Annotated in this window: 22 protein-coding genes; 1 reads left to right on the top strand and 21 read right to left on the bottom strand. The window is 35.5% G+C overall.

Translation table 11 applies throughout. The features are described 5' to 3' along the window. Window positions 1–11: 11 nt before the first annotated feature. From QM512_RS04730 to QM512_RS04810, 17 genes are all read right to left on the bottom strand, one after another. The gene (locus QM512_RS04730; protein WP_282806361.1) at window positions 12–221 is read right to left on the bottom strand and encodes a cold-shock protein; all 210 of its coding nucleotides are present in this window, start codon (window positions 219–221) and stop codon (window positions 12–14) included. Beyond that, window positions 221–3022 carry an isoleucine--tRNA ligase gene (ileS, locus tag QM512_RS04735; RefSeq protein WP_282806362.1) on the bottom strand — a complete coding sequence of 934 codons (2802 nt, stop codon included), beginning with the start codon at window positions 3020–3022 and terminating at the stop codon, window positions 221–223. Before ileS ends, QM512_RS04730 begins: the two co-directional genes overlap by 1 nt. A 227-nt stretch (window positions 3023–3249) precedes the next feature. Next, a complete protein-coding gene (locus QM512_RS04740) occupies window positions 3250–4044 on the bottom strand; it encodes a DivIVA domain-containing protein (protein ID WP_282806363.1) in 795 nt (264 codons plus the stop codon). A gap of 4 nt (window positions 4045–4048) precedes the next feature. Continuing rightward, window positions 4049–4846: a YlmH family RNA-binding protein gene (locus tag QM512_RS04745; protein ID WP_282806364.1), complete on the bottom strand. Its 798-nt coding sequence runs from the start codon at window positions 4844–4846 to the stop codon at window positions 4049–4051. A 1-nt stretch (window position 4847) separates the two neighbouring features. Continuing rightward, complete coding sequence (locus QM512_RS04750; protein WP_282806365.1) at window positions 4848–5144, bottom strand: YggT family protein; 297 nt, start codon at window positions 5142–5144, stop codon at window positions 4848–4850. Beyond that, entirely contained in the window at window positions 5144–5578 is a 435-nt protein-coding gene (locus QM512_RS04755) for a cell division protein SepF (protein ID WP_282806366.1), read from the bottom strand. Before QM512_RS04755 ends, QM512_RS04750 begins: the two co-directional genes overlap by 1 nt. 18 nt (window positions 5579–5596) lie before the next feature. Then, window positions 5597–6976 carry a cell division protein FtsZ gene (gene ftsZ / locus QM512_RS04760; protein WP_282806367.1) on the bottom strand — a complete coding sequence of 460 codons (1380 nt, stop codon included), beginning with the start codon at window positions 6974–6976 and terminating at the stop codon, window positions 5597–5599. Between the two features lie 18 nt (window positions 6977–6994). Further along, window positions 6995–8365 (bottom strand): cell division protein FtsA, encoded by a 1371-nt coding sequence (ftsA, locus tag QM512_RS04765; protein ID WP_282806368.1) that lies wholly within the window; start codon window positions 8363–8365, stop codon window positions 6995–6997. Between the two features lie 64 nt (window positions 8366–8429). After that, the gene (locus tag QM512_RS04770) at window positions 8430–9278 is read right to left on the bottom strand and encodes a cell division protein FtsQ/DivIB (RefSeq protein WP_282806369.1); all 849 of its coding nucleotides are present in this window, start codon (window positions 9276–9278) and stop codon (window positions 8430–8432) included. A gap of 18 nt (window positions 9279–9296) precedes the next feature. Then, entirely contained in the window at window positions 9297–10409 is a 1113-nt protein-coding gene (murG, locus tag QM512_RS04775) for an undecaprenyldiphospho-muramoylpentapeptide beta-N-acetylglucosaminyltransferase (protein ID WP_282806370.1), read from the bottom strand. A 1-nt stretch (window position 10410) separates the two neighbouring features. Further along, window positions 10411–11793 carry a UDP-N-acetylmuramoyl-L-alanine--D-glutamate ligase gene (gene murD, locus QM512_RS04780; protein ID WP_282806371.1) on the bottom strand — a complete coding sequence of 461 codons (1383 nt, stop codon included), beginning with the start codon at window positions 11791–11793 and terminating at the stop codon, window positions 10411–10413. 7 nt (window positions 11794–11800) lie between these two features. Next, window positions 11801–12760 carry a phospho-N-acetylmuramoyl-pentapeptide-transferase gene (gene mraY, locus QM512_RS04785; RefSeq protein WP_282806372.1) on the bottom strand — a complete coding sequence of 320 codons (960 nt, stop codon included), beginning with the start codon at window positions 12758–12760 and terminating at the stop codon, window positions 11801–11803. 26 nt (window positions 12761–12786) lie between these two features. Further along, complete coding sequence (locus QM512_RS04790) at window positions 12787–14937, bottom strand: penicillin-binding protein (RefSeq protein ID WP_282806373.1); 2151 nt, start codon at window positions 14935–14937, stop codon at window positions 12787–12789. Continuing rightward, on the bottom strand, window positions 14937–15299 hold the full coding sequence (ftsL, locus tag QM512_RS04795) for a cell division protein FtsL (RefSeq protein WP_003647099.1): 363 nt from the start codon (window positions 15297–15299) through the stop codon (window positions 14937–14939). The genes QM512_RS04790 and ftsL overlap by 1 nt, the downstream gene beginning before the upstream one ends. 28 nt (window positions 15300–15327) lie before the next feature. Then, entirely contained in the window at window positions 15328–16275 is a 948-nt protein-coding gene (gene rsmH, locus QM512_RS04800) for a 16S rRNA (cytosine(1402)-N(4))-methyltransferase RsmH (RefSeq protein ID WP_282806374.1), read from the bottom strand. Window positions 16276–16281: 6 nt separating this feature from the next. Then, complete coding sequence (gene mraZ, locus QM512_RS04805; protein WP_282806375.1) at window positions 16282–16713, bottom strand: division/cell wall cluster transcriptional repressor MraZ; 432 nt, start codon at window positions 16711–16713, stop codon at window positions 16282–16284. Window positions 16714–16892: 179 nt separating this feature from the next. Then, window positions 16893–17228, bottom strand: a complete 336-nt coding sequence (locus QM512_RS04810) for a DUF3397 domain-containing protein (protein ID WP_282806376.1) — start codon at window positions 17226–17228, stop codon at window positions 16893–16895. A gap of 98 nt (window positions 17229–17326) precedes the next feature. Here QM512_RS04810 and QM512_RS04815 point away from each other — a divergent pair, with 98 nt between their 5' ends. Further along, the gene (locus QM512_RS04815) at window positions 17327–17455 is read left to right on the top strand and encodes a DUF4044 domain-containing protein (RefSeq protein ID WP_003648594.1); all 129 of its coding nucleotides are present in this window, start codon (window positions 17327–17329) and stop codon (window positions 17453–17455) included. Between the two features lie 50 nt (window positions 17456–17505). On the opposite strand, the gene mreD is transcribed toward QM512_RS04815, so the two are convergent. From mreD to QM512_RS04835, 4 genes are all read right to left on the bottom strand, one after another. After that, the gene (gene mreD, locus QM512_RS04820) at window positions 17506–18039 is read right to left on the bottom strand and encodes a rod shape-determining protein MreD (protein ID WP_282806377.1); all 534 of its coding nucleotides are present in this window, start codon (window positions 18037–18039) and stop codon (window positions 17506–17508) included. Beyond that, window positions 18039–18890, bottom strand: a complete 852-nt coding sequence (gene mreC, locus QM512_RS04825; RefSeq protein WP_282806378.1) for a rod shape-determining protein MreC — start codon at window positions 18888–18890, stop codon at window positions 18039–18041. Before mreC ends, mreD begins: the two co-directional genes overlap by 1 nt. 63 nt (window positions 18891–18953) lie before the next feature. Further along, window positions 18954–19955: a rod shape-determining protein gene (locus QM512_RS04830; RefSeq protein WP_282806379.1), complete on the bottom strand. Its 1002-nt coding sequence runs from the start codon at window positions 19953–19955 to the stop codon at window positions 18954–18956. A 136-nt stretch (window positions 19956–20091) separates the two neighbouring features. Next, entirely contained in the window at window positions 20092–20703 is a 612-nt protein-coding gene (locus tag QM512_RS04835; protein ID WP_282806380.1) for a JAB domain-containing protein, read from the bottom strand. Window positions 20704–20738: the final 35 nt, after the last annotated feature.

Below are 20738 nucleotides of genomic sequence, written 5' to 3' on the forward strand. Positions count from 1 at the left end.
AATTTCTCCTTTTAGTCATGATCAACATAAACATTGATACATTGTAGACCTTTTTTTCCTTGCGCTAATTGATAACGAACTCTTTGACCTACATCAAGTTTTTTATAGCCTTCTTCTTTGATTGACTTATAAAAAACAAAGTAGGATGAATGAGTTAGATCATCCTCAATAAATCCATACGCAGAATTTGAATCGAATTGTTTAACAGTACCTTTACGCATTATTTTTCTAAGCCTTCTTTTTCTGCTTCAGGAAAGTTTTCAGCAACAATAGCTGCACAACGTGCACACAATTCTGGGAAGCGTGTGTCACTACCAACATCGGTTGTAGTACGACGACATCTTGGACAAACCTCACCAGCAGCGTGTTCTACTACAATTGAAGCAGTTGGCAACTTCTCAACATTTTCAGGAGCTTGTTCATCACTGATAGTTAAATCAGAAACAATCAAGATTTGTCTGATATTTGCATTTAATTTATCAAGAAGTGCCTTAGTTTCTTCAGTTGGATAAAGAGTAACGTGTGCTTCAAATGACTTACCAATTACCTTGGCACTACGTGCTTCTTCAAGTGCCTTCAAAACATCTGAGCGAACCTTCATGAAGTCGTTCCAGTCTGCTAAAACTTCATCTTCATTAGCAAAATGTTCTACTTCTGGCATGTTAGCAAGTTGAACGTAGTCTTCTGGTTCCTTTAAGTAGCCCCAAACTTCTTCCATAGTATGTGGCAAAATTGGTGTCATCAACTTAGTTAACTTCACTAATACGTCGTAAATTACAGTTTGCATTGAACGACGAGTTTCACTATTTTCTGGATCAATGTAAAGAATATCCTTGGCAAAATCTAAGTAAAATGCTGATAAGTCATTAGAAATAAAGCTGAATACCTTCTTATAAACACTATTAAAATCAAACTTATTGTATGCTTCAATAGCTTCTTCAATCAAGTGATTCAACTTGATTTCCATGTATTGATCAACACCAGACATATCTGGGTAAGCAATTGAATTTTGCTTAGGATCAAAATCAGAAGTGTTTGCAAGCATAAAGCGCATAGTATTTCTAATCTTACGGTAACTTTCAGCAGATTGACGTAAGATATCTTGAGAAACTGCAACGTCAGAAGTAGTATCTGCTCCTGCAACCCACAAACGAATAATTTCCGCACCCATTTGCTTGATTACATCATTAGGTGAAATTACATTACCTAATGACTTAGACATTTTATGTCCCTTATCGTCTAACACAAATCCTTGTGATAAAACTTGCTTATAAGGTGCTTTTCCAGTTACGGCAACTGAAGTAATTAAACTTGAGTTAAACCAACCACGATATTGATCGCTACCTTCAAGGTATAAGTCTGCTGGGAAGCCCAAACCGTCTCTTTCTTGCATTACACCAGCCCAGGATGAGCCTGAGTCAAACCAAACATCTAAGATATCAGTTTCTTTTCTAAACTTACCGTTTGGTGAGTGTTCTGACTTAAATCCTTCAGGAAGTAATTCTTCTGCAGTGTGAGTGTACCAAGCGTTAGAACCTTCCTTTTCAAAGATCTTAGCAACGTGTTCAATTGTTTCTGGAGTAACAATTGGAGTATCATCTTCTGCATAGAAAATTGGAAGTGGAACCCCCCATGCACGTTGACGAGAAATTACCCAATCACCACGATCTTTGATCATGTTGTAAAGACGAGTTTTACCCCAAGAAGGAATAAAGTCAGCTTTTTCAATTTCTGCTAAAATTTGATCTCTAAATTTATCAATTGAAGCAAACCATTGAGTAGTTGCACGGTAGATAACAGGTTTCTTAGTACGCCAGTCATGTGGATATGAGTGAGTAAAGAAACTAAGTTTTAAGAGTGCTCCAGCCTTTTCAAGCTTATCGGCAACAATTTTGTTAGCATCGTCGTAGAACATACCAACTAGGTCTGGATCTGGAACTTCCTTAGTGAATCTACCTTGCGCATCCATTGGGCCAAATACTGGTAAACCATAACGACGCCCAACATTGTAGTCATCTTCACCAAAACCAGTAGCGTTGTGAACTAAACCAGTACCGTCATCATCAGTAACGTAAGTATCATTCATAACTAGACCATATTCGCCTAAGCCAGTTTTACCATAAAGAGGATGCTTGTAAGTCATACGATCAAAATCAGTACCCTTTAAGGTCTTAAGAACCTTATAGTCTTCCCAACCTAAATCTTCAGCAACTGCTGAAAGTCGGTCAGCACCAATTACGTACTTTTTACCGTTAACTTCAACAACTGAGTAATCGAATTTTGGATTTACCGTAATTCCGACATTACTTGGAATAGTCCAAGGAGTAGTAGTCCAAATTACTAAAGAAGTATCAGAATCTAAAATTCCCTTTCCATCTTCAATTGGAAAAGCAACATAAATTCTTGGTGACTTGATATCATGGTACTCAACTTCTGCTTCAGCCAAAGTTGATTCACTTGACCATGACCAGTAAACAGGTTTTTTACCCTTGTAGATGTAACCTTTTTTGAACATTTCACCAAAGACTCTAATTTCTTCAGCTTCAAATTTAGGTTGCAATGTGATGTATGGGTGATCCCAATCTGCCATTACGCCAAGGCGTTTAAAATCTGCCATTTGCTTTTGAACTTGTTCTTCGGCAAATTGACGGCAAAGCTCTCTATACTTTGCACGATCCATAGTTTTACGATCAACGCCCTTTTTAGCTAATTGTTGCTCAACTGGAAGTCCATGAGTATCCCAACCAGGAACATAAGGAGCATAGTAACCATTCATATTCTTAAAGCGAACGATAATATCCTTGGAAATCTTGTTTAGAGAGTGTCCCATATGAATATTACCATTAGCGAATGGAGGGCCATCGTGAAGGTCAAAACGAGGTTTACCTTCGTTAAGCTTTAATCTTTGTTCATATAATTTATTTTCTTCCCACTCTTTTTGCCATTGAGCTTCACGTACTGGAAGATTACCGCGCATTTTAAATTTAGTCTTGCCTAAATTTAATGTATCTTTGACTCTCATAAAAAATCCTTTCTTAACAAAAAAAGCTCCATCCTAAATAGGACGAAGCTTCTCGTGGTACCACCTAAATTGAATAGAATAAAAATATTCTATTCCACTTATTTTCTGTGTATCGTACAGAAAAACGTTTAAGTCAATTGGCAGCTGATTAACTTTCGACGAATGTTAGTCTTTCACCATCACTAACTCGCTAAGATGTCTACTTGTTGGTACTGTCGACTTAAATTTTAGTTATCTTTTAAATCATCTGGGAAAATAATCACTGGGCCATCACGACGTTCAGTATTCTCTTCTGTCGCATGCATAGTCTCTTTAACTGGACTATCTCCAGCTAAAACTTCTGTATTATCTTCCTTTTCTTGAACAGAGTTTACTTCATTTACAGCATTATTGTCAACCTCTGGATTAGATGCCACTACATTTTCTTCAGTTGATTGAACATTGTCATCCATTGGCCCATCAGGAATTGGTGCATCTTCTAAAGGTTGAGATCCATCTGCTGGATAAAGACGGGAGCGACCATAATACTTATCAAGGTAGTATTGCCAATCAGAATCACTTAATTCTTTTATCTGATCTTTTAACATACCTTGGATAGCTTCTCTAAAGTCTTCAACTTTTGCTTTGAGTAAATCATAATCATGATTCAAAGTATCATACTGACTTTGGAGCTCTGCTTTCTTTTTATCGCCATCCTCCTGTGCCTTTTTAAGTATATCATCGGCATCTTGATTAGCCTTCTGGATGATTTCTTTAGCTTCTTTATTTGTTCTTTTCTTAATTTCTTCAGCATTTTCTTGTGCTGAAATTAAAGATTCATTAATTGAATCTTTTACTTTTTCAAACTTATCAACTTTTTTCTTTAATTCAACATTTTCATTTTTTAAATCAACAATTTGATCAAGTGCATCCCCATATGCATCAACAATTCGATCTAAAAAACTATCTACCTGCTTGGAATCATATCCACGAAGCTTGGTACTAAACTCCTTATTATGAATATCCATTGGCGTTAATGTCATATTATCACCTTTTCTTTGCCTGCCATACCTTTATTTCAAGTCGTTTCTTACCTTTCTTCGTAGTGGTAAGATTAATAATTTCATATCTACCATAATGGCGAATACTAAGCATATCCTGTACAGAAACAATTATATTAGATTGCGTTACAAGATGCCAATTTAATTTCACTTCTCCGTCTTCAATAATCTTCTTAACTTGGCTTCTGCTTAAATTGGTAATCGCGCTAATGACAGCGTCGAGCCGAAGCGATATTGCGACCGCACTCGTTTCTATACTATCATCTTCTTGCACTAAAACACTAGATAAAGGCACCTCATGCAATTTTACTTTTGTTCTACCAATTCGATCAATTTGTTCAACAAAATAATCTTTTAGTTCACTCTTAACAAAGAACTGCCAATTTTCATTTTCGTCATTGATAATATCACCAAAAGTGTCTAGTTCAATACCTAAATGCGTTAAAACACCCAAGATTTGACTATGTGTAAGATCCGACCATTTTTGCGGATAATCAATTTCAAAAAGTGTAATTTTAAACATATCAGGATCATATCCTTGATCCCAATCACATAGAAACATTCGCTTTTTTTCTGCGTTTGCAAAGCCGCCAAAACTATACAATTGTGCATAGCCACCCACAATTTCTTTAAATATATACTGCTGTCTTGGATTCAAGAAATCTGTAAGTATTGGTTCGCTTTTAAATAAAAATCTATTAAAAAGACCGACGAAGTAATCTACCGTCGGTCTTTCACTTTCATCAAAATGTTGATAAAAACTACTAGCTTGTCTTTTTTCCATTTTACCTAATAAGTATGTACCTAATTATATTTGCTATCCAATAAAGGACATAGTTATTTACAAAATAAATTACTAATAAAGCCACAACAGGAGCAAAGGAAATTCCTGCTATCGGTGGAATAAAACGTTCGAATATCTCTAAATAAGGCTCAACGATTTTTCCCAGTACTCGTCCAACTTTAGTCACAAGCAACCTTGGAATCCAAGTTAGTAAAGTATAAATTACAATCAGAAAGCTATAGATATTCAGTAAATCAGAAATAATCCGTAATATCCAGCCTACAATTGAAAATATCATTAATCCATTTTATCTTTCTTTTCAACTAATTCGGCAATTTTACCGTCAGTCTCAAATTTTGGTGGAGTTGCTAAGAAGATTTTATCACCAACGCGTTGAATTTCACCATTCAATGCATAAACAGTACCAGTGATGAAGTCAACGATTCTACGAGCTTGTTCGTCATCCATACGTGCAAAATTAATAATAACAGCCTTGTTATTTAGAAGATTTTGAGCAACTTCTTTTGCATCGGAATATACACGAGGTTCATACAAAACAATCTTGCTAGTAGCACTAACACCAGAATTGATAGATACAACATTAGCTCTTCTTTCATTCTTTTGAGCTTGAGGAATTTCTTCTTGTTGTTCTTCTGCTTCAGTGTAAGGTGCTTCATTCATCTCATCATCTTCAGCAATTCCAAAAAATCTGCCTAATTTATCAAAAGCCATAATTTCTTCCTCCAAATACTAATCTTGACGACGATGTTTGAAGAATGGAATATCATTATCTGATTCATCATCTGCACTAGTTTCAATTTGAGAAATGCTAGTGGAGTCGTCTGAACTGAATGAATCAAACTCATCGTCATCTTTTTCTTCGTTTTCTACTGGTTGTTGTGGACGATTGTTCTCTTTTCTATCTTGCTTCCAAACGCTTGTGGGGTCAAGTAAAGTATCTTGAGATTCTTTCTTTTCTTCTTTTACTTCAGGAGTAGTTTGTACAGATGCTTCTTTGGTAACTGTATTTTCAACTTTAGCTTCTGCAGTTTCTGCTGGTGCAGGTGTAGCTACTTCTGCTTGTTCTTTTTTAGCAGGTTCAGGAGTTACTACTTCTTGACGCGCTGGGCGTGAAGGACGACGAATTGGTTGCTTTGAAGCTTCTTCTTCAGCCTTTGAATCAATACCAGTTGCAATTACAGTAACTACTACTTCATCACCTAAGTTTGCATTAATTGATGTACCAAAGATGATGTTTACGCCATCGCCAGCAGCCTTTGAAACAATATCAGAAGCATCTTGAGCTTCAAATAAAGTTAAGTCTGGTCCACCAGTGATGTTAAGCAATACTTGCTTTGCTCCATCAATTGAAACTTCAAGAAGTGGAGAAGAAATAGCAAGCTTAGTAGCTTCAACAGTTCTGTTTTCACCACTAGCACGACCAATTCCCATCAAAGCTGCTCCTTGATTTTCCATGACAGTCTTTACATCAGCAAAGTCAAGGTTCACATAGTCTGTTGAAGTGATCAAATCTGAAATACCTTGAACACCTTGACGAAGCACATTATCAGCTTCTTTGAAGGCGTCCATCATCGGAGTCTTCTTATCAACCATTTCTAACAAACGGTTATTAGCAATGATAACTAAAGTATCTACATATTGCTTTAATTGTGCAATACCTTCAGCTGCATTTTTTGAACGTTTTGGACCTTCAAAAGTAAAAGGACGTGTAACTACCCCAACAGTTAAAGCACCAGTTTCACGCGCAATCTTAGCAATTACAGGAGCAGCACCAGTACCAGTACCGCCTCCCATACCCGCAGTAATGAAGATCATATCAGCACCCTTTAAAGAATCTTCAATTGTTTGTTGACTCTCTTCGGCTGCCTTTTGACCAACTTCAGGATGAGAACCTGCACCTAGCCCACGAGTAAGCTTAGGTCCAAGTTGAATCTTGTTTTCTGCTTTATTACTATTTAAAGCTTGTACGTCAGTGTTAGCTGCGATAAAGGAAACTCCTTGTACTCCTTCATCAATCATTCGGTTTACAGCGTTACCACCGGCACCACCAACACCGATTACTTTAATGACTGCATTCTTGTTGTCATCAGAATCGAAAGTAAAATCCATTACTAAACCACCTTATTTTTAATCAAAAAATTTCTTAAAGAATTCTTTGATTCCTTTTTTATTATTCTTCTTATCATCATTCTCTTCAGACGTAGAGACCGTTGATGTAGCACTAGTCTTATTATAATCTTCTTTCTGCTCCATTTCACTAGGAGTTACGCGTCTTTTGAAAAATTTCATATTTTCTTGAGACGAAGATTGATTAGAAACAGGCGAAGTGACCTGATTTCCATAAATAACACTGTTAACCAAGTAGTCAATATCAGCCAAGTTATAAGCATAGTTTACTACGCCGTAGCCTGCTGCATACATTGGATTTCGCAATCCCATTTGATCAGGTTGGAAAATTCTAGCTTTTACGCCAAAATCTTCTTTAACAATATCATCAATGCCTTGCAATGCACTAGTACCACCAGTAATTACAACACCACCTGGCAAGTTAAATGCATCATGTGACTTTAATCCCTTTCCAATTCGACTAAATGTCTGATCGAGACGAGCATTAATTATTTCACTTAGATACTCTTCATCAATCATCTTAGGAGCATTTTCGCCTACTACATTTACTGGGAATTGGTTATCACTAGAAGTTAAACTCGGATCGGCATAACCAAACTGCAATTTGATCTTTTCAGCTTCTTTTTTCGACGTATTTAAAACAACTGAAATATCATTGGTAATGTCAATTCCGCCTTCTAAATCAATTGTTGCATACTTAATTTTATTCTCATGAATTACAGTAGCTGTAGTTGAACCTCCACCTAAATCAAGAATAATAGTTCCAAATGTTCTCTCTCCCTCGTCAAGAGCAACACTGGCAATTGCTAAAGGTGTAGGAACAAAGAAATTATTTTGATAGCCTGCTCTTTCAATAGCCTTTCGGATATTATGCAAATCTGCACTTGGTGCAGTTAACAAAATACCATGCACTTCAAGAGAGTGTGCGATCATCTTTCTTGGATCGTCAACGTCAGTTTTTCCATCAATTAAAAACTTATTGGGTAGAAAAGCAATTGCTTCTCGTCCATCTTTCAAGGCGGTATCAATTGCAGTTACCAAGACGCGTTTAACATCATTGTCTGTAACCTCTCTACCATTTTCTTCAATATTGATTAAACCAACTGCATTTTCTAATTGAAGTAGTCCTACTGGAATACCAGTTACTACACGATAGATCTTAGAATTTGTCTTTTGTGCTACTTTTTTCAAAACAGCACTAATACTTTCAGCCGTTTGATCAATATCGACAATCTTTCCATGCCTCATTCCTTTAGTAGGACCATTTGCAGCACCAATAATTTGCATTTCATTAGATGCAGTGTCAGCGACAACTGCTTTTACGCTTGTTGTTCCTATATCCAAGCCTACAAGTAAATCAGTTTTATCCAAGGTAATGCCCCCAAAACATAACTATATAATAAATTTTAACATATGGTTTTAGTTCTAACTAATATCAAGTCAGTCCCAATTTGACTTTTTCTGCTTGTGTGAGCGGTCTACTATAAGCTCCAATTTCAAAGTCAACTACAGATGGTTCCTTAAGCTGACTTTTAATCTTGTCATAGTAGCGTATTTTACTTTTAATTGTCGAAAGATTACCAATAACAATATTATTATCTTTCATCACTAAAATGATCTGTGTCGGTCTGCGCGTTTCACCACTCAGCATTTTCACTTGGTCACGTATATGTTGTGGGAGACTGGCATAAACCTTGATATCTTCACTAAGAGAAACTTTTTGATTATATCCAATAAACAAAGGTTTGCTTTTATCAATTTTGTTACTTGCAATAACTTGGCTACCAACTTTTCCAGTAGCTAGTATTTTACGGTAACCATCGCCTTCATGGATATATCCGATCACTGGTCGCTCTTTAATATTTAAAATTAGATGATTAGTCTTTTCTACGCCCACCTGTACTTTTTCTATTTCAGGAAAGGCAGCTGAGAGTTTTTGACTATATTTTTTACCCTTCAATAAGCAAAATACAACTTTATTTTCTGGGGTAATATCTAATGTCTTAACAACCTGCTTACTATTTAACTCAGGAGCGCCTTTAACTTGTACACTTGCCACATTAGCTTTTGGTGAAATATAGTAACCTAAAGCTAAAATACAGCATAACGAAAAGAAAATTATAAAACCTAAACGAGTTAATAAAGCATGACGTCGCTCAGCTTGTAGTTTAGTCAGTGAGGCAGAGACCCTTCTTTTCTCATTGTTATTAGCTTTATTTTTATAATCAATCCATCCCGATAATTCTTTCTTAGGATCTTTCTTGGTTATTTTCTTTTTGGCCACATGCCTCACTTCCTTTCATTATTTATTCTTTATCAAATTTTCCATCACTGAGATAACTTGATCAGATGCATCCGGCACACCTAATCGCTTAGAAGCTTCACTCATCTTCTTTGCATAATTTGTATCTAGCAAAATATGATCAATTGATGAAACAAAGTTATTTGGATTTAGGTCATCTTCTGCAATAACTAAAGCAGCTCCAGCCTTCTCCATATCCATTGCATTCTTCATTTGATGGTTATGAGTAACATTTGGACTAGGAATTAAAATTACAGGAACACCCAAAGCAGTGAATTCAGCTAAACTAGTTGCTCCAGATCTTGCAACAACACATGTCATTTGTGGTAATAAGCCTGGCATATTGTCGATATAAGGAACAATCTTAATATTTGAGCTAATTTCTTTACCAGCTAATTTCTTTTTAACGTCCCCATAATATAGTTGTCCAGTTGCCCAAATAACTTGATAAGGCTTAGTTTCAAGTTCGGATAATGATTTTTCGACAATTTGATTAATTGCTAAAGCACCACGCGAACCGCCGAAGATTAATACTGTTGGCATATTAGGATTTAAATCCCATTTTTTAGCAATATCGACATTTTCTTTATTGAGACCTAGAACTTGCTGAGAACGTGGGTTACCCGTTTTAACTAGTTTTTTCTTTTCTGAAAATTGCTTAGCTGCATCATCAAATGTGTAACAAATTTTGTCAACATAATGAGCTAAGAACTTATTAGCTAAACCAACAACAGAATTGGATTCATGGATAATAGTTGGGACATGCATCTTAGCTGCTTCATAAACTATCGCACCTGATACATAACCACCGGTTCCTACGACTACATCTGGCTTGAAGTTTTTAATAATTTGCTTTGCTTCTTTAGTAGCCTTGATGAAAAGCTCAATTGTTTCAAAATTCTTCAAAGGATGTTTTCGATCAAAACCTTTAATTTTTAGAGTTTTAAAAGGAATACCAGCTGCTGGAACTATCTTAGATTCTAGTCCGCGATCAGTTCCGACAAATAAAATTTCATCGTCTGTAACTAACTTACGTTCTTTCAAACGTTCAATCAATGCCATAATTGGGTAAATGTGGCCACCAGTTCCGCCACCAGAAAAAATTACTCTCATTTTACTTAGTCTTTAATTCCTTAATAAATTTTACAAAAAAGTCTCCACGTTCTTCAAAAGTATTAAATTGATCCCAAGAAGCACATGCTGGTGAGAACAAAATAACATCTCCTGCTTCACTCAATTCATATGCCCGTGGAACAGCTTCTTGTAGAGTATTAACAATTACAATATCTTTAATCCCTGCTTTACGAGCAGCATCAGCTAAAAGATATTTAGTTTCACCGTAAAGTACAATTGACTTTACATGTTTCTTAAACAGTGGAACTAATGAATCAAACATAAAACCACGATCTAATCCACCAGCAATCAAAACTTCAGGTTCTTTAAATGAAGGAATAGCTACAGTAGCAGCTTCAATATTAGTAGATTTTGAATCGTTATAAATCTTACGATCATTGTAAGTCATCACATATTGCAGACGGTGTGTAGCACCTGTAAAAGTACTTAGTGCATATTGAATGTCACTGTCATCTGCACCCATCAATTTAGAAATAGCAATTGCTACTAAACAATTTTGTTGGTTATGAATACCTGGGATCTTGATATCGCTGATCTTCATAATCTGATGATCATCTTTACTTTCAAGATATTCATCACCAATAAAATAATCTGCCATCTTATCTGTTTCTGAAAATGTTTGAACTTTGGCTTTGGTCTTCTTTAATTCTCTATCCAAAATATCTTTTTGATCAAAGTTAGCAATGAAATAATCATCTTGATCTTGAGATTGAGTAATTCTAAGTTTGGCTTCCACATAATTATCAAAAGTCTTATGATAATCAAGATGGACATTATTATAAATATCAACGATAGCTGCTACCTTAGGCTTAATATCTGTTACACCTAGCAACTGGAAACTAGACATTTCTACTACAAGCAAATCTTTACTAGTTGCTTTTTCAACAACTTCTGAAATTGGTACACCAATATTACCAACTGCATAAGCATGACCACCATTTTTAGATAAATGATGATCCATGATTCTCTGAGTAAGCATTACTGTAGTTGTCTTACCATTTGAACCAGTAACACAAACATATGGTGCTTCACTAACATTAAGAGCAATTTCAGGCTCAGTGATAACTGGAATATCTAATTTTAATGCTTTTTCAACCATTGGATTTTCATAAGGAATACCGGGGTTTTTAACAAGATAATCAAATTTTTCCTCATCAAAAATCTCTACTGGATGATATCCTGAAATAACTCGAACGCCTAACTTCTCTAATTCAGCAGCTCGATCATCGTTAGATAGATCTTTTTTATCATTTAAGGTAAGCTTAGCTCCTAATTTTAAAAGCAGTTTAGCTACAGAAAAACCACTTTTTCCTAAACCCAAAATCAAAATATTTTTATTTTCATATGTTTTTATTTGTTTCATTTTAAAATTAACCCCAGATAATTAAATAGATAATACTTCCAATTAAACCAACAATCCAAAAGACAATATCAACTTTCCATTCAGACCATCCAAGCATTTCAAAGTGGTGGTGAATCGGTGTCATCTTAAAGATTCTCTTTCCAGTAGTTTGGAAAGAAATAACCTGCAAGATAACACTCAAAGTTTCTAACACAAAGACGATTCCGATTAAAAGTAATGACCATGGACGGTGAAGGAAGATTGATACAGTAGCTAATCCACCACCAAGAGCTAGTGAACCTGCATCCCCCATGAAAATTTTAGCTGGCTTGTGGTTAAAGATAAAGAAACCAACTAAACCACCGATTACACTCATGGTAAAGATAAGAATAATCCAATTTTTTTCTTGGTAAGCTATCCAAGCATAAGTAGCATAGGCAATAATAGATAAACCTGTTGCTAAACCATCTAGCCCATCAGATAAGTTAACAGCGTTAGAAAATCCAACTAACCAGAAAAGTACTAATAAACTGAACAAGAATGAATTTCTTACCATCCCCGCAAATGGAATATATAATTCAAATGCAAAATGATCGCTAAATGCAAGTGCAATAATTAAAGCCGCAATAATAATTTGACCCAATAATTTTTGCCATGCTCTTAATCCCAAGTTGCGTTTAAAATACAATTTGATTCCATCATCTAAGAAACCAATAATTCCATAGCCTAAAAACGCAATGATTAAAATCCATGCAGTTTTATTAATATCTTTTTGCCAAAGCGCAACCCATAAAGTTGAGATAACACTGGCAAGCATAAAGACAACTCCACCCATAGTGGGGGTACCAGATTTTTTCTCATGCCATTTTGGACCTTCATCTCTAATAACTTGTCCCTCATGCTTCATGCGCATAAAGCCAATAAACAACGGTAAGAAGATAACCGTAAGAGCAAAACTGCTAATGAACGGTATCAAAGAAAACTGCATTTTGTATTACTCCTTTAACTTTTTTACTATTTTAAGTTTACAGATAGCTTACTATTTTTATCAATTACTTTTCCAGCTGAAATAGACTGCTTAGTAACTTTCCCTTTTCCGTTAATCGTAATCGGAATATCCGTAGTAGTCATAAAGCTGTTAACCTCATCTTCAGTCCAGCCAACCATATTTGGACAAGTAACTTGCCCTCCGGTAAACAAGAAAATTTTAGAATCAGTATCTTGCTTTACGCCAGCACCAACTGATTGACGACTAACTGTCTTGCCAGTTCCGATAACTTCAACTGAAACTCCAGCATTATTAGCGTCTTCTTTTGCTTTTTCAACGCTTTTACCAGTTAAAGCTGGTACAGACACTTTTTCATTAACTTTTGCCGAAGAATCTGAAATTGAAATCAAACGATTCATAATTGGCTTAAAGATAGAAGAAAGAATCGTTTCTGCTGGCTTGGACATCTTTTGTGGTTGTTTCATGGTTAAATAAACACAATATCTTGGATTATTAGCAGGAGTTACTCCAACCACTGAGAAAATATAATTATTATCCCCTGTTAAATAACCACCATGAGGTCCTGCAATTTGAGCGGTACCAGTTTTTACTGCAATACTCTTTCCAGGCATTTTGTAAGCCGCTCCAGTACCATAGGAAGCATTAACAACATCCTGCATACCTTTCAGTACTGCCTTAGCGGTCTTAGCGGAATAAATAGGCTCACCAACCTTTGTTCGGTGGAATTTTTCGACTACCTTACCTGATGGAGAAACTATTTTTTCAACAAATTGCGGTTTCACCATTTGGCCGTTATTTGCCAAAGCACTATAAGCCTGCATCATTTGCATTGCATTAACGTTAACACCCTGTCCAAATGCAGTAACTGCTTGATTCAAAGGCGTTGAAAAGTTTAAAATCCCAGCCGTTTCTCCAGGAAGTGTTACTCCCGTCTTTTTACCAATTCTGTATTTATTCAAATATTCTTTCCAAGTCTTTGCTCCCATCTTTTGTTCTAGCTTTACAAAACCAACATTACTTGATCTAGGAAAAGCCTGACTAAATGGAATCGTTCCCCAACCACTATTATTCCAGTCGTGGATTGTTGAACCCTGAACTGTTACTGATCCAGACTTGTATTGTTCGTTAGGATTATAATTGCCACTTTGAATAGCACTTGAATAAGTCAAGACTTTAAACACAGAACCTGGTTCATATGAATCTTGAACTAACATATTTCGCCATGAAGTATCCAAACCCTTTTTAGTTTGAGGATTAAAAGTAGGACGCTGGGAAGCAGCTAAAATTTTACCAGTCTTAATATCTTCTACAACTGCTGTTAGTGCTTTAGGCTTATATTTATCTTGAACTTGCGACATTAAAACTTCTAGATAAGTTTGCAATCTTGAGTCAAGTGTTAAGTAAATATTATCTCCATCTTTTGTTGCTCGAGCATTCTTCTGGCTATTAGGCAATTGATAGTTTTCAGCATCTACAAATGCTTCACGATAACCATCTTTACCAGCTAATTGCTTATTAAAATAAGCTTCAATTCCCATTGTCCCCACTAAATTACTAGTTCCTTGACTCTTTTGTGGTTGAGCCAGACCAATAATGTGAGAAGCAAAATTTCCATTTGGATAAAGGCGAGATGGGGTTTCAATAAATTTAATTCCTGGCAACTTCATATCTTCAATTCTATTCTTTTGAGATAAAGTCAAACCAGTACCAGCCGAACCAAATTCAACCTGAAAAGCCTTATGTTTAGGAGTTAAATATGAATATATTTTTTCTTCACTTAATGGAAGTACTTCAGCCAATTTTTGTGCTGTTTTGCGCTTATTAGTAACATACATTGGCTTATTATGGTAATCAATAGAACTCTTATCTAAAATTGCATACACGGTAAACACATGAGCATCTTCTGCAAGAGTTAAACCATTCTTATCATAAATAGTTCCTCGAGTTGCCTTTAAGACTTCATTTCGACGGTATATTTGATTTACACGCTTATTCAAATCTTCACCGGCAACTTGATTTGAAATTCCTATATATAAAAATCTACCTATAAATACAAGAAAAACCAAAGCCAAGACTAGCTGGAGGATTCTCCCCACCGTAAAGCGGTAGCCGTGGGCTTTGGATCTATTTCTATTTAAGTTATTAAACTTTTTCATTAACGGACATTCCTAATGTTACTCTCAACCAAGTGCAAGCCTTGATCACGAGCAATTTTATTAATTCTAGTAGTTGACGTTAATTCACCAATCTCCTGACGAAGATCAGTGTTATGACTTTTTTGAGAAATTATTGTTTGCTCAACATTTGCTAACTGATGCTGTGCACTAGTAGCAGAAATGCTGGCTGAAACCAATAAGATCATTAATCCTAAAGTAATGAGTGAACCTAGAACGACTAAACTTTTTTCGAATGCTGTCCAAGGAACGCTTTTGGGATTAAGAACAATTGCTTTCTTTGGCTGCTCAGTCTGCTGTTGACTTTGTTGATAATTTAAATTTCTTGCTGAGCTATCAGCCATTTTCTTCTCCTTAAATTTTAACTAAAAACTATAATTTCTCTGCAACCCTTAACTTGGCACTGTGTGAGCGGTTATTTTCCTCTAATTCATCACTACTTGCCATGATAGGTTTGCGACTAACCAGCCGCAATGTTGGTTTACTGTCAGCCGGAACCATCGGCATTCCCCGTGGTATCTCGACTTCAGAATACTTCTTAAAGATCTTTTTGACGATCTTATCTTCATGAGACTGAAAAGTAATTACGCTAATTCGGCCACCCGGCTTCAATAGCTTAATTGCCTCTTCAAGAGATTCTTGCAATACACCTAATTCGTTGTTAACTGCAACTCGAATTGCTTGAAAGCTCTTCTTAGCAGGATGCCCTCCACTTCGTCTTGCATATGCTGGAATCGCATCTTTAATCACATCAACTAAATCAAATGTAGTTACAATAGGTTTTTCTTTTCTTCGATCAACTATCTTTCTAGCGATCTGACGAGAAAACTTCTCATCCCCATACCTATATAAAATGTCACTTAGTTCTTTTTGAGACCAAGTATTGACTATTGTATAGGCATCTAACTCTTGGCTTTGGTCCATCCTCATATCTAATCGTGCATCAAACCGATAAGAAAAACCACGTTCAGGTTGATCAAACTGCGGAGACGAAACTCCAAGATCGTAATAAATACCATCTATTCCATCTGAAATTCCCAGCTCTACCAGATTTTCTTTCAAATGACAGAAGTTATCATGAACCAACATTAATCTTGGTTCAGCTCCTGGTTTCAATTTCTCAGCAAAACTCTCTTTTGCCATCGAAATTGCATATTCATCTTGATCAAATCCAATAACAGTTCCTCTGTTCAATTTACTGAGTAAATATCGAGCGTGACCACCACCACCAAAAGTTGCGTCAACATAAAGACCATCATCTTTTGGATTTAAATTGTCTATTGTTTCGTGCAAAAGCACGCTTTTATGCTTGAATTTCATAATTTTCTATAACTCGATGTCATCCAAGTCTTCTGCGATATCGTCATAGTTTTCATTGGCTTCTTCCGAGAAATCATTCCAGCGTTCTGCTGACCAAATTTCAATTCGGTCGGAAACACCAACAATCACACATTCCTTAATGAGTGCGGCATGCTCTTTCAGTGTCATGGTCAGATTAACACGTCCTTGCTTGTCGAACTCACTCTCCATCGCACCTGAGTAGAAAAGTCGCGTAAATTTACGCGCACTTCTCTTCGTCAGTGGAAGTTTGGCTAACTTAGCCTCAATTTTTTGCCATTCTTCAATTGGATAGCCAAAAATACAGCCTTCCATTCCACGAGTAAATACCATCTTATCACCAATCTCGTCTCTAAATTTGGCCGGTATAATTAGCCGCCCCTTGCTGTCGAGATTGTGATGATACTCGCCCATGAACATGGTCTAGCCCCCTTTCCAATGAATAATTTACCACACTTCCCCACTTTCTACCACAAGTTTTACACTTTTTATTTAGATATTCTGTTATTTTATGATAATTAAAATTTTATTCAAAATAAAATGCCCTTATCTCAAGGATAAGAGCACTTTAAGTTTTTATAAAAATTGTGGGGAGTTCGTTATAATAAGAGCAAAATTAGAAGACCAACATACCAAACAATTGATGAAGCGGCTAAATAATGCCACAACATACCAAAAGTTTTTCCGACAGAAATATTTTTATTTTTGACAGCCGTATAAACTGACACGATTACTACCAAAATAAAGTATAGTAGAAATCCATAAGGTAAAAAGGATGGTTGCTTTGTTTCTTGCGTTAACAACTGGCAAGCAACAATAAAGAAAAATGGTAAAATATCATAACCGCTAAATTGTGCTTTAGGAAATAGTTTAACTAAAAAAGCAGCAACCACAATTCCACATAATGGAATCAAAAAGATAAGCAAAAAATTCATGAAAGACCTCCAATAAGTTTATTTTAAACTATTTCAATTAAATATAAAATTATAATTAAAATCATGGTACACTAGAATTATTAATTTAGGAGGGACACATGAGAAAACGTAAGAAAAAATCTGGATTTCAAAAATTAACTATTGTTATGGCCTGGTTCATGGCAGTTATTACCCTTCTTGGTGTAGTAGCTACTGCTCTAATTGGAACTGGTGTCTTTCAGTTTTAAAATATTTTGCATGTTAAAAGGAGTCGCGATATCGCGACTCCTTTTTTGGTTTAAAAATAATATTCTTTTTTCAAAAATGGATACTCTTCTGCAAGTTTTACCCAGAACCAATAAGTACATAAGACTAAAATCAAGCACCACAATAAATTAGATAAAATACTGCGTGAAAAACTAGCAAAAGATAATTGAATTAAACCTACTAAGTTCAACATCAAGAAAACATAAACACTTACACAGAAATAAGTAACTAAACAAATTAATAAGCGAAACCAAAATACCTCTGGTAAAAATCTAGCGCTTTGTTGAAGAAGAAAGCAAATCAAAGGAAAAGCAACAGTATAGATTCCAATTATTCCTAAATAGTAAAGATCTGCTATTACTCCTAATCCCAAACAAAGCCAGATATTCGCGTCATTTTTATCATCACATAATGCTATTAAAGTAATTCCAATAACTGTTAACCAACAGCTTCCAGAAAAACTTTGATGAAAAATAAAAGTCTGTAAATTAAAGGCTAATACTCCATCTAAAATTAGTGCCATAAATAAGGCAATGGCAACATACCATCGACGTAATTCTGCCATTACTCTTCAACCTTTCTTTTAATTACAGACACAACAGATGGATCATTAAGATTTCCTGCAGGTTGAATTTCAACAACATCAGATAGTCCAAACGTATCACGCGTTGTTTTCTTAACTGTACCTACTAATAATCCTTTTGGTGATAAACCACCCATACCACTAGTATAAACACGCGTACCCTTTTTTAACTTTTGACCATCAACAACTTGAGTAAATGCCAATTGATTATTGCTAGTAACAGATATTACCCCATGAACCTTTTTACCATTGTCTGCATCTGCTTCAACAGCAAACTTATTTGTTGATTTATCAGTTGTAGTAATCAATTCAACTTTAGAGGTAGTACTGTTTACTTCTACTACACGTCCGATAACCCCTTTACCTGACATAACCGGCATGTTTTTTCTGACACCCGCTCTTGATCCTTGATCGATGATTAATAAATCAGACCAAGTATCTGCAGCACGTGAAATTACCGAACCGTTAATAATAGTATAGTCAGTTAGGGTTTTCTTTAATTCTAACGCCTGCTTTAATTGCGTATTTTCAGATTCAAGTGAACTATTACGAGCTTTAGTTTGAGCCAAGTTATCAATTTGCTTTTTCAAGTGATCATTTTCAGCTTGAGCATTAAACAAGTCCTCAACGTTGGCAACGCCATTAGAAACTAAATTTATTGGCCAGTTAACTACCCTAGTAACAATAGAAACTGTATCATTACCAATTTTTTGAACTAAGAAAGGTGATTCTCTCTTATTACGTAAGCGAACGGAAATAGATAACATACTTAAAACTAAAATAACTAGCACAAAAATCGTCAATAACTTTTTGTTTTTGAGAAATTTTTTCATCTACTACTATCTTCCTAATTTACAAGTTAATAAAAAAGACCGGCTTTCACGCCGGTCTCTAAATTAACGTCTCTTACGCATAACTTCAATATTTTTGAGAGATTCACCGGTACCAATTGCAACACAATCAAGTGGATCTTGAGCAATAAAGACTGGAACTTTAGTAGCATCAGAAATAACTTCTGGCAAGTTCTTTAATAGAGCTCCACCACCAGTTAACACAATACCATGATCGATAACATCAGCAGCAATTTCTGGAGATGTCTCTTCCAAAGTTTCTTTAATTGCTACAATAATATTTTGAACTACTTCTTGAATAGCTTTTGCAACATCTTCAGCATTAATATCAATTGATTTTGGTAATCCTGTTACTAGGTCACGACCACGAATATTCATAGATTCAATTTCTTTTGCCTTTTCAACTGAAGCAGAAGCAATTTGAATCTTAATAGTTTCAGCAGTTCTTTCACCAATTAATAAATTGTAATTTTGATGAATGTAAGTTGCGATAGCACTGTTAAACTTATCTCCAGCCATTCTAGTAGAACGAGATGAAACAATACCACCTAATGAAATAGTTGCAACGTCAGTAGTACCACCACCAATATCAACAACCATTGAACCTGTTGGATCCATAACAGGAAGACCAGCACCAATAGCTGCTGCAAATGGTTCTTCAATAACATATGCTTCACGTGCACCAGCAACTCTAGCTGCATCAATTACGGCTCTCTTTTCAACTTCAGTTACACCAGAAGGCACACAGATCATAGCTGCAGGCTTTGAGTTACCAACTGTCTTTTCCATGAAGTATTTAAGCATTGCAGCAGTTGTATCGTAATCGGCAATTACTCCATCTTTCATTGGACGAATAGCAACAATTGAGCCAGGAGTTCTACCAATCATTTCTTTGGCTTCTGAACCGACGGCAATAACTTCACCCGTTTGAGTGTTCTTAGCAACAACAGAAGGTTCACGTAAAACAATACCCTTACCTTCAATATAAACGAGTGTGTTGGCAGTTCCCAAATCAATCCCAATATTTTTAGATCCTAATCCAAACACGCAAAATCTCTCCTTAAATTTATCTCTTTAATTATTTTAGCCTAAATCGTATCTTTATTTAGTCTTAGATATTATAGCATAGAAACTCTAATGTAAAAATTTGCTTTAAGGAATTTTGCCCATACTTAAGGAAGACTTAAAGAAGTTCCATCTCTCGAAAACTTAAGTAAGTGTTATCAGTCACAATAAAATGATCTAGAAAATCAATTCCCATGCATTTACTTGCTTCTACTAGTTTTTTAGTAAAACGTAAATCATGCTGCGAAGGTTGCTCGTCTCCGCTTGGATGATTATGCGCAATAAAAAAAGCAGTACTATTATAGATTACGGCCCAGCGAAAGATATCTCTAGGATGGGCTACCGCTCTGTTTACCGTTCCTTGAAAAATTAGTTTTTCAGCAATAATTTTATTTTTAGAATCAAGATAAATACCATACAACTCTTCTTGCTTGCGGCCACACAACTTATCAGCTATATAGCATCCCACTTGTGAGCTAGAATAAAAACTTTCTATCTTCTTGCTATTAACGCTCTTTATTCGCTCTAATATCAGCTGCAATAGAATAGCCGTTTCATCATCACATTCAGGACTAGCTGCGTACTGCCATAATTCTTTAAAACTCTTTATTCCCACTTGATTTAATAGCTCAAACAAGCTATCAAACGTAGCAATATTCTTTCTATCTAACGATTTAGCTAATTTCTTTACTAAATCAACATCAGTTTGCAATAGTTCTTCTTTTTTCATAAATATCAATTACTCCTTTGATATTTATTACGAAA

This window comes from Lactobacillus isalae, assembly GCF_947539375.1.
GTDB classification, from domain to species: domain Bacteria; phylum Bacillota; class Bacilli; order Lactobacillales; family Lactobacillaceae; genus Lactobacillus; species Lactobacillus isalae.

Excerpts from the sequence above, each read along its gene's own strand:
- QM512_RS04730 (WP_282806361.1), bottom strand. The coding sequence starts at position 221 with ATGCGTAAAGGTACTGTTAAACAATTCGATTCAAATTCTGCGTATGGA.
- ileS (WP_282806362.1), bottom strand. The coding sequence starts at position 3,022 with ATGAGAGTCAAAGATACATTAAATTTAGGCAAGACTAAATTTAAAATG.
- QM512_RS04740 (WP_282806363.1), bottom strand. The coding sequence starts at position 4,044 with ATGACATTAACGCCAATGGATATTCATAATAAGGAGTTTAGTACCAAG.
- QM512_RS04745 (WP_282806364.1), bottom strand. The coding sequence starts at position 4,846 with ATGGAAAAAAGACAAGCTAGTAGTTTTTATCAACATTTTGATGAAAGT.
- QM512_RS04750 (WP_282806365.1), bottom strand. The coding sequence starts at position 5,144 with ATGATATTTTCAATTGTAGGCTGGATATTACGGATTATTTCTGATTTA.
- QM512_RS04755 (WP_282806366.1), bottom strand. The coding sequence starts at position 5,578 with ATGGCTTTTGATAAATTAGGCAGATTTTTTGGAATTGCTGAAGATGAT.
- ftsZ (WP_282806367.1), bottom strand. The coding sequence starts at position 6,976 with ATGGATTTTACTTTCGATTCTGATGACAACAAGAATGCAGTCATTAAA.
- murG (WP_282806370.1), bottom strand. The coding sequence starts at position 10,409 with ATGAGAGTAATTTTTTCTGGTGGCGGAACTGGTGGCCACATTTACCCA.
- murD (WP_282806371.1), bottom strand. The coding sequence starts at position 11,793 with ATGAAACAAATAAAAACATATGAAAATAAAAATATTTTGATTTTGGGT.
- mraY (WP_282806372.1), bottom strand. The coding sequence starts at position 12,760 with ATGCAGTTTTCTTTGATACCGTTCATTAGCAGTTTTGCTCTTACGGTT.
- QM512_RS04790 (WP_282806373.1), bottom strand. The coding sequence starts at position 14,937 with ATGAAAAAGTTTAATAACTTAAATAGAAATAGATCCAAAGCCCACGGC.
- ftsL (WP_003647099.1), bottom strand. The coding sequence starts at position 15,299 with ATGGCTGATAGCTCAGCAAGAAATTTAAATTATCAACAAAGTCAACAG.
- rsmH (WP_282806374.1), bottom strand. The coding sequence starts at position 16,275 with ATGAAATTCAAGCATAAAAGCGTGCTTTTGCACGAAACAATAGACAAT.
- mraZ (WP_282806375.1), bottom strand. The coding sequence starts at position 16,713 with ATGTTCATGGGCGAGTATCATCACAATCTCGACAGCAAGGGGCGGCTA.
- QM512_RS04810 (WP_282806376.1), bottom strand. The coding sequence starts at position 17,228 with ATGAATTTTTTGCTTATCTTTTTGATTCCATTATGTGGAATTGTGGTT.
- QM512_RS04815 (WP_003648594.1), top strand. The coding sequence starts at position 17,327 with ATGAGAAAACGTAAGAAAAAATCTGGATTTCAAAAATTAACTATTGTT.
- mreD (WP_282806377.1), bottom strand. The coding sequence starts at position 18,039 with ATGGCAGAATTACGTCGATGGTATGTTGCCATTGCCTTATTTATGGCA.
- mreC (WP_282806378.1), bottom strand. The coding sequence starts at position 18,890 with ATGAAAAAATTTCTCAAAAACAAAAAGTTATTGACGATTTTTGTGCTA.
- QM512_RS04835 (WP_282806380.1), bottom strand. The coding sequence starts at position 20,703 with ATGAAAAAAGAAGAACTATTGCAAACTGATGTTGATTTAGTAAAGAAA.